The following is a 13,477-nucleotide window of genomic DNA, read 5'->3' as shown; positions in this document are numbered from 1 at the left end:
ATTTATGGCATGATTGACGCACAGCATTCTGCTCAACAATTTGACGCCCTCCTCGTTCTTTCTTTCGGTGGCCCGGAAGGAAATGAGGAGGTCGTGCCGTTTTTAGAGAACGTCACGCGGGGACGTGGCATTCCGCGCGAACGCTTGGAAGTAGTGGGCGAACACTACTACTACTTTGACGGGATAAGCCCGATTAACGCCCTGAATCGGGAGATTATTCGTAATGTCGAATCCGAGTTGAAAAAACGCGGACATAATCTACCGGTTTATTTTGGTAACCGGAATTGGCACCCGTTTGGCACAGCTACAGCAGAGAAAATGGCGCAAGAGGGCATTCGCAAGGTGGCCGTCTTTGCAACCTCTGCCTGGGGTGGCTACTCAGCATGCCGACAATACGATGAAGACATTGCTGCAATCCGGCAGCACCTCGCAGATAAGGGTCTGCCTGAAATTGAGTTCACTAAGATGCGGCAGTTTTATGACCACCCCAAGTTCATCGCGGAGATGGTTGATGCCGTCGCAGAAGCCTGGCAGCGTATCCCTGCCGAGAAGATAGGCAGGGCTCGCATGCTGTTTACAGCCCACTCCGTGCCGAATGCACACGATAATGTCGGTGGCGCAGACGGGGATAAGAACCTCTACTCCCGACAAGTCGCCGAAGCTTCCCGGCTGGTGGCCGAGCGCGCAGGAATCTCAGATTATGACTTGGTGTGGCAATCGCGTTCCGGAAACCCGAAGACGCCATGGCTGGAGCCAGATATCGTTGACCACACCACCGCAATCCATGACCACGACGGGGTAGATGCAGTAGTGGTGTGCCCCATCGGTTTTATCTCCGATCACATGGAGGTCATTTGGGACTTGGATTCCGAGCTGCAGGCTGCTGCCGATGAGATGGGCGTTCAGGTCGAACGTGCTCGCACCGCTGGCCCCTCCCAACGATTTGCGGGCATGGTCGTGGATCTATTGGAAGAGCTCGAGCAGGGACGACCGTGGGAGACCAGCGGGAATGTCACCGTACAGGGGTGCACCACCAACGGTGTGCCCTGCGCTGCAGGCTGCTGTGATATCCGCGCCAACTAAACACCGTGGGCGCGCCTGGCCTAGCGAGCGAATTCTGCTGCCGAATACGCTACTCCCGTCATTCGCGCTTGCCGGATATGACGCCATAAGCGGAGTAGGTGCGGATCGAGGCTGTGATCCTTGATCCTATCTGTAACGGTTTCGATGATCGCGGCAACGCGGTCCGCGCGCGCTAGGAGCTTAGCGGCACGTGGTGGGGTGGCCTGCGGCAGGCCGGGTGTGTCATAGAAATCGCTCAGGGTACCCACCGTGAGCCGTGGATTACTAAGCGCGGTGGATTTATAGCCGGTGGCCGTGATGAGATCGGCGGATTCATCCGTCGCCCGCGTTAACAAGGCGTCCGCTTCGCCGGGGCTCAGCCAGGCTGGTGAGGGCAGAGGTTGGTCCTCGCGGATGACCTGCCATGCCGTGTGTGCTCGGCGGGGATAGGCGATAAGGACGAGCGAGGATCCCGGATCATGGGTGCGCACAACGATGGCGCCGGCTGAACTGTGCGCCGCCGGACGAGCAGATTCTGACCCTGCTGGAAGTGCGGGCGCTTCACCCGGGCCGGATAATATAAGTCGGAGGAGAGGCTCCCCGCCCCCGCCTGGTTGAGAGGTAAGCTCGTTGGTTTCGGCCCGCAGCAGCGCGAGTACATCGATGAAGGGGGACTCATCAAAGCATTCGGGGCGCCCGCCCAGTTCCGTCAGGGCATCGAGCAGCTCATCTGTTGTCTCATGTCCCCACAACCACGCAGCTAGCCAGATGGCGGAGTTTTGGAGAGGGGACCACACTTCGGCGCGCATATCCATGGCGAGCAAGTGTAGTAGATAGACTATCGGGCCATGAGCTTAGATCCTTATGGCGGAGATATTTTTGCCGGGCACCGACGTAGCAAGCCTACCCAGTACCCGCAAGTACCGGCAGAGCCGGGAATGGTGGTGGAAGTGCGCGGCGATGACTTCGTGGGTGCCGTTTTAGGTGTGGATAAGACCGTTTTTGGTGAGGTCGTGCGGCTAGAAGATCGCCACGGCGTCGAGCGAGTATTTAACCTCATTAAAGGCGGATTCTTAGTAGAAGGTCAGCCGGTGACGCTCACGAGGTATGTGCCCAAGCAAGCACCCCGTAAATCGAACTCTGGCTCTAGGCGGGTAGAAAACGTGGAGGCCAAGGTTGCGGCGCCATCGCGCATCTGGGTCGAAGGCGTCCACGATGCCGCCATTGTAGAAAAGGTATGGGGGCATGACTTGCGGGTAGAAGGCGTGGTCGTGGAATATCTCGAAGGCTTGGATAACCTCGATGAGAGGCTGGCCGAGTTTAAACCCGCCCCCGGCCGCCGGGTAGGTGTGCTCGCGGATCACCTGGTCAAAGACTCGAAAGAAACACGCATGACCGAGTCAGTGGGGGAACATGTCCTAGTTACCGGCCATCCCTTTGTCGATATTTGGGCGGCAGTCAAACCACAACGGGTAGGCCTGCAATCGTGGCCGGAGGTACCTCGCGGCGAAGACTGGAAGACCGGGATTTGCCGCCGCGTGGGATGGTCCGAGCCCTCCGAAGGGTGGCGGCATATATATAATGCGGTTCATTCATTCCGGGACCTAGACTCGAGCCTTATCGGCGCAGTCGAGCGGCTGGTAGATTTTGTGACCACCCCAGAGTTGCGTAAATCAGACCTCATGTAATCCGTGGCGAGCCGCATGCTCTGGGACTAGGCTAGGTTGGCTCGTTCAATGAGGTTGACCGCTAACTGCCACCCGGCCATCTCTGCACTCCAGCCCGCAGCCTGCAGCCGCTGGGACATCGCCTGTTTGGAAATTCCAAGTTCCTCTGCGGCTTCATTTTGATTGAGCCCCGCCCTTACGAGCGAGGTCGCCTCGCGGCCCTCGATGGTACGTTTATTAAGAACGTATCCAATGAGTGCGAAAGCAGCCGCAATATCGCTTGCTTCCGCGGAACGGCCCCGTTTATTGAGCTTGGTGTAGACCTGCCCCATGCGCGCGGAATTTTTGAGCGCCGCGGTGGCGACCTGGCGCGCGCTATCCTCGTCTGCTTGGTTGCCGGGGCTGATGCCGATGCCGATGGCCCAGTCGCCATCAGCCAGCAAGGCCATGACGACCTCACATACTGCGGTGGCGGAATCAACAACGGCGCAAATATCCTCCACGTCGAGAACGTGAAACTCCCCGACGCCCTCGAGGGTGGATAGCGCAGCGGCCGAGCGCTGTACGAGCTCAGCGCGGCGTACGGAACGCCCACGGTAACGGGCATGGACAGCGAGCACGAGGATCCTCCTTTATCGCACGTAGTTCGTTACAGTCTACCGCCTAACCTTGACTGGGTGGGAGTCGGCAGGCGCGAATCGAGTATAAGCCCGCCCACGCCGGTGAGGGCAAAGACGACAAAGGCAACGATGATCCCGGGATTGACCGCGCCAGTGAGTGCGTTGCCGAAAAAGACACCGATGACGGTGGTGGGAATCGAGCCCACCACCGTAGCGACCGTAAAGTGGGAAACGCTAATGGGGGTCAGCGCGGCGACATAGTTGAGAAGGCTGAAGGGTACTCCCGCGATCATGCGTAGGGAAGCAATGGCTAGCCAGCCGCGCCGCTCCAAGTGGGCATTGATGGTATAAACCGCAGGGTGTGCAAGGTGCGGCCTAATCCACTTGCCGAGCAGACTGCGCACAATCAGCAGCGATAATACGGCCGAGATAGTAAGCGCGAACAGCGAGAGTACAAGGCCCTGCCAGGGGCCGAAAAGGATGCCCGCTGCAACGGTCCAGATGGTCCGGGGCAGGGGAAATTGCGTAAATATGACATAACCTAGCGTGAAGGCGACCGGAAACCATGCGCCAAGGCGGGCAGCGGCGGCTCGCATTTGGGAGAGATCGGGAACGCCGAGCCAGGTAAAAAGCGTAACTCCAGCAAGTGTGAGCGCGATGAGGAGAGCCCAGCGTCGTGGTGACAATGCGCGGATTGAGCCCCAAGCAGACTGGGCGAGTTGAATACAGAAGCTACCAAAGCTGTGCATCCAGTCCCGTAAAGCAGTCATGCATTTGTATCGTAGTCGGCGGGTTCGGCCTGACAGAAAAGAGCTGTATTTATAGAAAAATCTCGATACACCATAGGAACGATGTCTCGAGACTTCACAATGTGCCCGGAGGGGGACTTGAACCCCCACGTCCGTTAATAGGACACTAGCACCTCAAGCTAGCGCGTCTGCCATTCCGCCACCCGGGCAGGGTGTTTACAACCTCTCGGTTGGGCTCTTCGAGAGCTTATCGCGTTCCGCCTTTGGAATACAAATCGCCAGGTAGAATCTAAAAACTACACGATCGCAAGGAGGGGAAATACCTGCTTGTAACTTGGGTGACCGCCGAGCTTTAGGGAGCGAGTGCGGTACGAAAGCGGTCGCACGAGCGGTCGCACGGAGGCGAGGAAGGAAAGAACATCGACAAGCGTATGTGATCTGCGGTACAAAGGAGTATATGACTTCTTATGCCGATGACACTCGATTCCCCGGACCTGACCCGTACGCCCCGCTGCGAGATCTCCCTAGTTTCGGGCTTTTCTCCACCGACTTGGTAGAAGGCGATGAGATTCCAGAAAAGCACCGCGCGCCGGAAAGCGTGTCCCCACAGCTGACATGGTCCGGGTTGCCGGAGGGAACCAAGTCTTTGGCGGTCACCTGTTTTGACCCGGATGCGCCGACCGCTTCCGGTTTCTGGCACTGGGCTGCCTTTAATATTCCTACCAATGTTTCAGGGCTACCCACCGATGCCGGCGCGGCTGAGGGCCTCGGTATCGACGGTGTTATTAGCCTGCGCAATGATTCCGGCAACCGCACCCATTTTGGTGCTAACCCGCCGGCTGGCCATGCCCCGCACCGCTACATTTACGCGGTGCATGCCGTGGACGTAGAAACGCTCGATATCGATCCAGATGCTTCCCCCACTGTCCTCGGCTTCAACCTCCACTTCCACGCACTGGGCCGAGCAATCCTGTGGGGTTGGTACGAGGCTAAGTAATGGCGCGTCCCGCTTCTAAAAATCCGGTGACCCCACCCGCAGCGCTGCGGGTGGGCGGCGCTTTTTTGGTCGTCGCTTTTGTGCTGGTCTTATTCGCCCTCATTTCCGTTTTCAGCGATGGGTGGGGCGCCCCCTTTGTCTGGACCTATAGCAACCTCACGATCATTATCGCGGCGGTGTTGGTGGGTTCCTTCAGCACGATGAACAAGGAGCATGCCGGCAGCCGCGCGCAGATCATCGCCTTAGCAGTCGCGGTGGCCTTGATCATTGCTAGCCGCTTTCTACCGCAGCACGATCTCCTGATTCAGCAACAGTATTGGCTGCTCTTTTATGCTGGCATGTCCGCCATCTGCGCCTTGATTTTGCGGCGCAGCGTCATGGCTGCCTCTTAAGCGGGCGCACCAGTGCGCAACGCCGAGTGCAGAGGCACGTGGCGCCTGTGCTATCCACCGGGCTATTAGTTAGTAGCCTTCCACGGTAGGTTGGAGCCAACTGCTTCAGAAATATTGTCCAGGCCATGAGCGCGAATCTGCTTGGCGATGCCCCGGTGAATGTCCCTAATCCAGTCCGGCCCGCCATAGATGAGCCCGGTGTAGCCCTGGAGAAGGTACGCACCAGCGACGATCCTCTCCCACGCTTGTTCTGGGGTGGTAATGCCGCCGACGGAAATAAGGACAAGCTCCGAGCCCACGCGCGCGTGCAGGCGGCGGAGTACCTCTAAGGAGCGCTCGGCCACGGGTGGGCCGGAAATACCACCGGCGCCGAGGGCTTGTACTTCCGCGCGGGGAGTGTTAAGCCCCTCGCGGGAGATGGTGGTATTGTTGGCGACGATGCCGGCGAGGCCGAGTTCCACGGCGAGATCGGCAACGGCATCGACATCGGCATCCGAAAGATCCGGTGCTATTTTCACCATGACAGGAGCATCGGTGGACTCTTGTACGGCGCGCAGGATGGGGCGCAGCGATTCGACCGCCTGCAGGTCCCGCAATCCGGGCGTATTAGGCGAAGAGACATTGACCACGAGGTAGTCCGCCAGACCGCCTAAAACGGAGGCGGAGCGGCGGTAATCATCCACTGCGCGTTCAGCCGGAGTAACCTTGGTTTTGCCGATATTTATCCCGATCACGTCAGTGTACCGTCGCTTACGCAGATTCTCTGCCACGGTTGCTGCACCCTTATTGTTAAAACCCATCCGGTTTAAAATCGCGGCATCTTCTTTGAGGCGGAATAGTCGGGGAGCTGGATTACCCGGCTGTGCTTGCGCCGTCACAGTACCCAGTTCGGCATAGCCAAAACCAAGAGGGGACCAGACATCGGCTGCCACGGCGTTTTTGTCAAACCCTGCCGCCAGACCAAGCGGGCGCGGGAACGTGATGCCGCAAATGGTCTGCTTCAAGACTGGATCATTGACCGGCAGAATGCGGCCGAGCGCACGATTGGCGGGCCCTGCTACATGCAGACCGTGGAGGACGGAATTGATGATCCCGTGGATACGCTCGGGGCTGAGGCGAAACATTCCGTGCAGTGCGAGCTGATAAGCGCGCTTGCGCAGCGAATCGAAGGTCGAAACCATTGACTAAGACTCCTTTATCAGGTGGGGATCCGCCACAAACTGCAGCCCTTGGCCGGATGCGGAAGCAACCACGATGGTGCCATTGGACAGGGCGGCTATATTCTGGGCATCAGCAAGCGTGGCAAAGTCGCCGCGGGATTTGGGGACGCCCTTGTCAATAGAATAGGCGTGCGCGATGTTGTTATCGGTGGTGGTGACCCATGCAAGCTCGCGCGAGTCATCCCAGGCCACCGCCCAGGGGGCGCCGTCTACCACGCCATATTGGTGCAGCCGGACGACATCATCGGAGGTATAGATAGCGATCCGGCCGCCCTCGGTATCGGAGGCGAGCACGACGCCATTGTCGCCCACCGCGATTTGTCCTACGCCCTGGCCGACGCGGAGGCGGCCGCCGGCGCGGTCATTGGGCCAATCGATATTTTGGATGGTGGAGTCAGAACGCTGAATGCGCACAATCCCGTCATCGCCGCCCGCATTGGGGACCGCGAGTATCTGGTCCGATCCCGCCTCAACGGATATTTCGCCGTTCCGCGTGCCATCCTTGTACCGGCCAACCACAGCAGTGTTATCCGCGGTGGCGAAGACCTCGCCGGTCGAAATCTGGGTGGCGGCGGTGACCTGGAAGTCCTCGTCCATCCTGATTTCTTCCGGTGACTTTGGCGCAGCAGGATCGATGAGCAAGACCTTGTCCGGGCAGGCCAGGACGAATCTGGATGCAGAAGAGCTTAAATCGCCGCAGGTCGAATCGATATCGATGCTTTTAGCCTTCTTTGCGGCAAAGTCACCCTGATTGCCGATGTGCACCTGATCCGCGGTGCGAACGGCAATCGTATCTTTCACCGCAGCCAGATCCGTGATGTCTTCATTGAAATTGATAACCGTACCGACGGGATCGGTGTGACTAGGGGAAGCGGCCGGGGTGGCATTGCCCTTCACGGCGGTTTTGGGATCACCGCCTACGCCCACGGTGGAATCGCAGGCGGCGAGCCCAGCAGTAGAGAGTACTAGCAAGCTGGATAGTACGAGTGTAGAGCGGGATCGTGATTTCACGGATACTTATCCTAACAGCGCGCGTTGCGATTTCCCGAAGCCGTGCGTGGCGGTAGTGTATGGCGAGTGATTACTGATACCGCGACCGAAGCAGTTTCTTGGGCACAAGTGATCGTATTGTCCGTTGTGCAGGGCCTCACGGAGTTTCTTCCAGTGAGCTCCTCGGGGCACCTGCGCATTGTTTCCCAGCTCTTTTGGGGCAACGATGCTGGAGCTTCCTTTACTGCCGTCATTCAGCTCGGCACCGAACTTGCCGTGCTGGTCTATTTCGCCCCGATGATCTGGCAAATCCTCTCCGGTTGGCTCCGCGGATGGACCAAGCCTGACTCGCGCGGGCAGGACTGGCGCATGGGGTGGATGGTTATTGTTGGTTCCATTCCTATCGGCGTTATCGGCTTGGTTTTTGAAGATGCCATCCGCGGGGTGCTGCGCAACCTATGGATCACCGCCGCGATGCTGGTCCTCTTTTCTTTTGTCTTCATTGCTGCTGAGCGCATCGGCTCCAAAAAACGCGGTTTCGAGGAACTTACGATGAAAGATGCCATCATTATGGGTCTGTGCCAGTGCCTGGCTCTGATTCCTGGCGTGTCGCGTTCAGGCGGTACCATCTCCGGTGGACTTTTCCTCGGCCTTGATCGCGAGGTAGCCACGCGCTTTAGCTTCCTTCTCGCTATTCCTGCGGTGCTGGCCTCTGGGCTTTTTTCGCTGCCCGATGCCTTTGCGCCCGAAGTCGGCCAAGCCGCTTCCAGCATGCAGCTGCTCGTCGGCACCGGCATCGCCTTTGCCTTGGGCTATGCCTCGATTGCGTGGTTGTTAAAGTTCGTGGGGAGCCACTCCTTTGCGTGGTTCGCGGCCTACCGCATTCCGCTGGGCATCCTCGTCATGATTCTGCTGGCCATGGGAGCCCTCCAACCCATTTAAAGCCACCCACATGGAAGCGTTAGGATAGGTGCCATGCATTCTTGGCCAACACCTGCCTTTAGCCCCGTCTCAGGCGATGCGGCACAGCTCTATCTCTACGATTCCGCGAATCAAAGCAAGGCCCCCGTGCAGGCAGAGAACGGTACCGCCACCATGTACGTGTGCGGCATAACCCCGTATGATTCGACCCACCTGGGCCACGCAGCCACCTATCTCACCTTTGACCTGATTTACCGGCAGTTCCTGGATGCAGGTAAAAAGGTCATTTACGCGCAAAATATCACGGACGTCGATGACCCACTCTTTGAGCGGGCGGAGCGCGATGGCGTTGATTGGCGCGAACTCGGGGCCTCCCAGATCGACCTTTTCCGCTCCGATATGGAGCTTTTATCGGTCATCCCGCCGCAACATTTTATCGGCGCCATGGAGGCAGTCGACGCGATCGTGGCCATGGTGCAAAAGCTGCTGGATAATGGTGCCGCCTATGTGGTTGATGACCCCGAGTACCCCGATGTGTATGCCCCCATCGACGCCACCGAGGAATTTGGTTATGAATCCAATTACTCGATGGAACAGATGCGGGAATTTTTTGCCGAGCGCGGCGGTGACCCCGACCGCCCAGGCAAGAAGCACCCCATGGATGCCCTGATTTGGCGCGCCCACCGTGAAGGTGAACCGACATGGGACTCTCCCTTCGGTCCGGGTCGGCCCGGCTGGCATATCGAGTGCTCTGCCATCGCCACCAACTACTTGGGTAGTACTTTTGATATCCAAGGTGGCGGCAGCGATCTGAAGTTCCCTCACCACGAATTTTCCGCTGCCCATGCTGAGGCGGCATTGGGCGTAGATCGCATGGCACAGTTCTATGTCCACACCGGAATGATTGGACTCAATGGCGTGAAAATGTCGAAGTCCCTAGGCAACCTGGTCTTTGTGCATAAGCTCGTGGAGCAGGGCGTGGATCCCTCTGCTATTCGCCTCGGCGTATTCTCTGGTCATTACCGCGCCGAGCGGGACTGGTCCGATGAGGTGCTAGGACAGGCTCAAACCCGCTTAGACACGTGGCGCCGCGCCCTGAAAACCCCTGGCTCTCTGTCAGCTGCGGAAGACGTGGTAGCGGGGCTTCGCCAAGCACTTGCCGATGACCTCGATACCCCCACCGCGCTACACGCCATCGACGACTGGGCAGGCAGCGACCGCGGCGAGGATGAGGAAGGCGCCGCAGATTTGGTGCGTACCGCACTCAATTCGCTGCTCGGCGTGCAGGCCTAGCCAACTTAAGGCAAGATCGACGGCATGAGTATTCGCGCAGATTTTCAACCCGCCGTTGATGAGTTCATTGCTGATCTAAATTCCTTTGCTACGGGCGATTACCTCAAGGAAGGGGAAAAAGAGTTCTGGGAGGCGCCGTTTAATGCAGCGGTGCTACCAGAGCTCAAAGGCCATCTCGAGCAGATGCTAGATGGGCTGGATGGGCTGCCGGATGATCCTGATGGCGGGCAGCTCGCAGCGGTCTTGAACAAGACAGTGCAGCAACTAGCCACCTTCAATCGGAAACAGCATGATGCCGTGGTGGAGCCGGAGGAAAAGCAAGAAATCACCGAGTTGATGTACAACGCTTCCGCGGCTACCGGCGCCGACGATGAGGCGCTCGCACAGATCCCAGAGTTGGACTTCTAGCAGCCTTAATAGCTTAGGTCTTATGCGAGTAGCCTTATAAAGTGGCGCTGGCGCACGCCACGTAGACATCCACGAGAGGTTTCGAGCCATCCAAGAAATGAAACACAACCCTTCGCATTGGCAACTTACCTGTGAAACAATAGGTAGCCGTGAAAGATTTTGAGACACTTTTTGCCGAGCTATTAAATAAAGCCGCCCAGAAACCTGAAGGCTCTGGCACCGTCGAAGCGTTGGAAGAAGGCGCCCACCATATTGGCAAAAAGATCATTGAAGAGGCGGGCGAGGTATGGATCGCCGCCGAATACCAGTCCGATGAACAACTGGCGGAAGAAATGTCGCAGCTTATCTATTGGACCCAGGTCATGATGATCAAGCGCGGCCTGCGGCCAGAAGATATTTATAAATACTTATAAATTGTTGTTACTTGAGGTGCAACAGACTTTGTGGAGAACGCCATGATCAAAATTGCAGTACCGAATAAAGGTTCCTTATCAGAAGCAGCGGTAGAAATCCTCGGTGAGGCCGGATATAAGGACCGTGGGCACTCTAAAACCCTGAACGTGGTGGACCTGGACAACGGCGTCGAGTTTTTCTTCCTCCGCCCGAAGGACATCGCCATCTATGTCGCCCGCGGTGTGCTCGATCTAGGGATAACGGGACGCGATTTGGCACTCGATTCCAATGCCCAATTTAAAGAGATCCTCTCGCTAGGCTTCGGTGACTCAATGTTCCGCTACGCCGCACCCCAGGGCGAGGCGTGGGATATCTCTCACCTAGAGGGTAAGCGTGTGGCAACGTCGTACCCGAATCTGGTTCGCCGGGACTTGGCGGAGAAAGGAATTACCGCCGATGTGATACGTCTAGATGGTGCGGTAGAAATATCCATCCGCTTAGGCGTAGCCGATGCTATTGCCGATGTCGTGTCAACCGGTACTACGTTACGGCAGCAGGGTTTGGCGCCTTTTGGTGAGCCCATCGTCAGCTCGGAAGCTGTGGTGATTAAACGCCATGATGCAGAAGTAACGCCAGAAGAGCAGGTGCTCCTAGGGCGTATCCAAGGCATATTGCACGCGCGCACCTACCTCATGATTGATTACAACATCGCAGAAAAAAATCTGGATAAAGCGGCTGGTATTACTCCGGGACTGACGGGGCCGACGGTCTCACCGTTGGCGCGAGAAGACTGGGTGGCGGTGCGTGCAATGGTTCCGCAAAAGGAAGCTAACCAGATTATGGACCGCCTCTCCCAACTCGGCGCGGAGGCAATTTTGGCTTCTGATCTCCGTATTGCCCGCTTTTAGGGGAGTACTAAATTCTTGATCGTCCCCACTGGGCTCAAACGTGGCTACCATTGGTGCTTGAGATAATTCACTCGGATATCATTCTCGACAGGCAAAGGAGCCGCGCCATCATGGCAAAGTCGTCCAAGAAAGAAGAAAAAGCCACTACGTCTGCCGCACAGGAAACGCAGGAAAAGCAGGAGGATAAGACCACTCATTCTGCGCAGAAAAAGGTAGCTGAGCAGAAGAAGCCAAAGACGTCGAGTAAGAAGACTCGTACTGAGACCGACCTGATCGGTGACTTGGAAGTTCCCGCAGATGCCTACTTTGGTGTTCACACCGTGCGCGCGATGGATAACTTTCAGATTTCTTACGTGACCATTAACACCATTCCGCACTTCATCCGGGGAATGGTGCAGGTCAAAAAGGCTGCCGCGATGGCCAACCGGCGCCTGCATGTATTGCCTAAGAAGAAGGCAGAGGCGATCATCTGGGCCTGTGACCAGATCTTGGAGGAAGGTCGCTGCATGGACCAATTCCCGCTCGATGTATTCCAGGGTGGTGCCGGCACCTCGTTGAATATGAACACCAATGAGGTCATTGCCAACCTGGCTCTTGAGCACTTGGGAAAGGAAAAGGGCTCTTACGACATCATCAACCCCAACGATGATGTCAACATGTCTCAGTCCACCAATGACGCCTACCCGACTGGCTTCCGTTTGGGCCTGCACGCTGCTATCGATGACCTTATCGGGCGCATTGACAGCCTGCGTTTTGCATTCCAGGACAAGGGCAATGAATTCCAGGACATCCTCAAGATGGGGCGTACTCAGCTGCAGGATGCGGTCCCCATGACCTTGGGCGATGAATTCAAGGGCTTTGCTAATAACCTGAACGAGGAACAGGCAGTCTTGCGTGACGCACAGACTCGATTGCTGCAGATTAACCTCGGCGCTACTGCCATTGGCACCGGTGTTAACACTCCGGCGGGTTACCGTCACCAGGTCACCGCCGCTCTGTCTGAGGTCACCGGCTTGGAGATGAAGACTGCAAGCGATCTTATCGAGGCCACCTCTGACTGCGGAGCCTACGTATTCTTGCACTCCGCCATCAAGCGCGCCGCTATGAAGCTTTCCAAAATCTGTAATGACTTGCGCCTGCTTTCCTCTGGTCCCCGCGCTGGCCTGGGCGAGATCAACCTACCGGCCCGCCAGGCAGGTTCCTCGATCATGCCGGGTAAGGTCAACCCGGTTATCCCGGAGGTTGTCAACCAGACTTGCTTCAAGATCTTCGGCAACGACCACGTCGTGACCATGGCTGCAGAGGCAGGCCAACTGCAGCTCAATGTGATGGAGCCGGTCATTGGTGAGGCATTGTTCCAATCCATTCGCATTATGGGCAATGCGGTTGATGCGCTGCGTGAAAAGTGTGTCACCGGTATCACCGCAAACGCTGATGTATGCCGCCACTACGTGGAGAACTCCATCGGTATCGTTACTTATTTGAACCCCTTCATCGGTCACCACAACGGTGATGAGATCGCTAAGGAATCTCTCAAGACCGGCAAGGGAGTCAAGGAACTAGTACTTGAGAAGGGCCTCCTTGATGAGGCAACGTTGAACAAGGTCTTGTCGGTGGAAAACCTTATGCACCCAGAATTTCGTGGCCAGCTTTTCCTTGACGAAAACTAGGTAGCATCCGCGATCCATAGGGCTGCATGAGGAGGATGGGCAACACCCATCCTCCTCATGGTGGCGCTGATCATCCCGCACACATCGTGCTTTTCGTTCTCCAGTGGGGAGCAGTTAAGCAGTACACGGTGTGTGCGGTCTTTTTATATGGTGCAGAATTGACGTTTCATTTCCTTTTATAAAACAA

The 13,477-nt window shown here is 57.1% G+C and carries 15 protein-coding genes and 1 tRNA gene; 10 read left to right on the top strand and 6 right to left on the bottom strand.

What is annotated here, in order from left to right; all coding sequences use genetic code 11:
• Nucleotides 1-9: 9 nt before the first annotated feature.
• Entirely contained in the window at nt 10-1,083 is a 1,074-nt protein-coding gene (locus D9V82_RS07150) for a ferrochelatase (RefSeq protein WP_121911726.1), read from the top strand.
• A 20-nt stretch (nt 1,084-1,103) separates the two neighbouring features.
• Here the strand turns inward: D9V82_RS07150 and D9V82_RS07145 are convergent, their stop codons facing one another.
• A complete protein-coding gene (locus D9V82_RS07145; protein ID WP_121911725.1) occupies nt 1,104-1,877 on the bottom strand; it encodes a hypothetical protein in 774 nt (257 codons plus the stop codon).
• A gap of 33 nt (nt 1,878-1,910) precedes the next feature.
• On the opposite strand from D9V82_RS07145, the gene D9V82_RS07140 reads away from it, so the two are divergent.
• Nucleotides 1,911-2,750 (top strand): DUF3097 domain-containing protein, encoded by an 840-nt coding sequence (locus D9V82_RS07140; protein WP_121911724.1) that lies wholly within the window; start codon nt 1,911-1,913, stop codon nt 2,748-2,750.
• Nucleotides 2,751-2,776: 26 nt separating this feature from the next.
• Here D9V82_RS07140 and D9V82_RS07135 read toward each other — a convergent pair whose 3' ends face one another.
• The 3 genes from D9V82_RS07135 to D9V82_RS07125 all read right to left on the bottom strand — a co-directional run bounded on the left by D9V82_RS07135 (nt 2,777) and on the right by D9V82_RS07125 (nt 4,307).
• Entirely contained in the window at nt 2,777-3,349 is a 573-nt protein-coding gene (locus D9V82_RS07135; RefSeq protein ID WP_121911723.1) for a MarR family transcriptional regulator, read from the bottom strand.
• Nucleotides 3,350-3,378: 29 nt separating this feature from the next.
• Nucleotides 3,379-4,119: a TVP38/TMEM64 family protein gene (locus D9V82_RS07130; RefSeq protein WP_121911722.1), complete on the bottom strand. Its 741-nt coding sequence runs from the start codon at nt 4,117-4,119 to the stop codon at nt 3,379-3,381.
• A 102-nt stretch (nt 4,120-4,221) separates the two neighbouring features.
• Nucleotides 4,222-4,307, bottom strand: a tRNA-Leu gene (locus D9V82_RS07125).
• Between the two features lie 248 nt (nt 4,308-4,555).
• Between D9V82_RS07125 and D9V82_RS07120 the strand changes: the two genes are divergently transcribed.
• Both D9V82_RS07120 and D9V82_RS07115 read left to right on the top strand, forming a co-directional pair.
• Nucleotides 4,556-5,095 (top strand): YbhB/YbcL family Raf kinase inhibitor-like protein, encoded by a 540-nt coding sequence (locus D9V82_RS07120; RefSeq protein WP_121911721.1) that lies wholly within the window; start codon nt 4,556-4,558, stop codon nt 5,093-5,095.
• The gene (locus D9V82_RS07115; RefSeq protein ID WP_121911720.1) at nt 5,095-5,487 is read left to right on the top strand and encodes a hypothetical protein; all 393 of its coding nucleotides are present in this window, start codon (nt 5,095-5,097) and stop codon (nt 5,485-5,487) included. The genes D9V82_RS07120 and D9V82_RS07115 overlap by 1 nt, the downstream gene beginning before the upstream one ends.
• 65 nt (nt 5,488-5,552) lie before the next feature.
• Here D9V82_RS07115 and D9V82_RS07110 read toward each other — a convergent pair whose 3' ends face one another.
• Together D9V82_RS07110 and D9V82_RS07105 are read right to left on the bottom strand one after the other, a co-directional pair.
• Entirely contained in the window at nt 5,553-6,668 is a 1,116-nt protein-coding gene (locus tag D9V82_RS07110) for a quinone-dependent dihydroorotate dehydrogenase (protein ID WP_121911719.1), read from the bottom strand.
• A 3-nt stretch (nt 6,669-6,671) separates the two neighbouring features.
• Nucleotides 6,672-7,718, bottom strand: coding sequence for an NHL repeat-containing protein (locus D9V82_RS07105; RefSeq protein WP_121911718.1), 1,047 nt, complete (start codon nt 7,716-7,718; stop codon nt 6,672-6,674).
• 66 nt (nt 7,719-7,784) lie between these two features.
• On the opposite strand from D9V82_RS07105, the gene D9V82_RS07100 reads away from it, so the two are divergent.
• From D9V82_RS07100 to aspA, 6 genes are all read left to right on the top strand, one after another.
• Nucleotides 7,785-8,639 carry an undecaprenyl-diphosphate phosphatase gene (locus tag D9V82_RS07100; RefSeq protein WP_121911717.1) on the top strand — a complete coding sequence of 285 codons (855 nt, stop codon included), beginning with the start codon at nt 7,785-7,787 and terminating at the stop codon, nt 8,637-8,639.
• A gap of 33 nt (nt 8,640-8,672) precedes the next feature.
• The gene (gene mshC, locus D9V82_RS07095; protein WP_121911716.1) at nt 8,673-9,911 is read left to right on the top strand and encodes a cysteine--1-D-myo-inosityl 2-amino-2-deoxy-alpha-D-glucopyranoside ligase; all 1,239 of its coding nucleotides are present in this window, start codon (nt 8,673-8,675) and stop codon (nt 9,909-9,911) included.
• Between the two features lie 24 nt (nt 9,912-9,935).
• Nucleotides 9,936-10,319 carry a hypothetical protein gene (locus tag D9V82_RS07090; RefSeq protein ID WP_121911715.1) on the top strand — a complete coding sequence of 128 codons (384 nt, stop codon included), beginning with the start codon at nt 9,936-9,938 and terminating at the stop codon, nt 10,317-10,319.
• A 149-nt stretch (nt 10,320-10,468) separates the two neighbouring features.
• Nucleotides 10,469-10,732, top strand: a complete 264-nt coding sequence (locus D9V82_RS07085) for a phosphoribosyl-ATP diphosphatase (protein ID WP_121911714.1) — start codon at nt 10,469-10,471, stop codon at nt 10,730-10,732.
• Nucleotides 10,733-10,774: 42 nt separating this feature from the next.
• A complete protein-coding gene (gene hisG / locus D9V82_RS07080) occupies nt 10,775-11,620 on the top strand; it encodes an ATP phosphoribosyltransferase (RefSeq protein WP_121911740.1) in 846 nt (281 codons plus the stop codon).
• A gap of 110 nt (nt 11,621-11,730) precedes the next feature.
• Entirely contained in the window at nt 11,731-13,290 is a 1,560-nt protein-coding gene (gene aspA, locus D9V82_RS07075) for an aspartate ammonia-lyase (protein WP_121911713.1), read from the top strand.
• Nucleotides 13,291-13,477 lie beyond the last annotated feature (187 nt).

This window comes from Corynebacterium macginleyi, from assembly GCF_003688935.1.
GTDB classification, from domain to species: Bacteria; Actinomycetota; Actinomycetes; order Mycobacteriales; family Mycobacteriaceae; genus Corynebacterium; species Corynebacterium macginleyi.
This window is presented reverse-complemented; position numbering and strand designations above follow the sequence as displayed.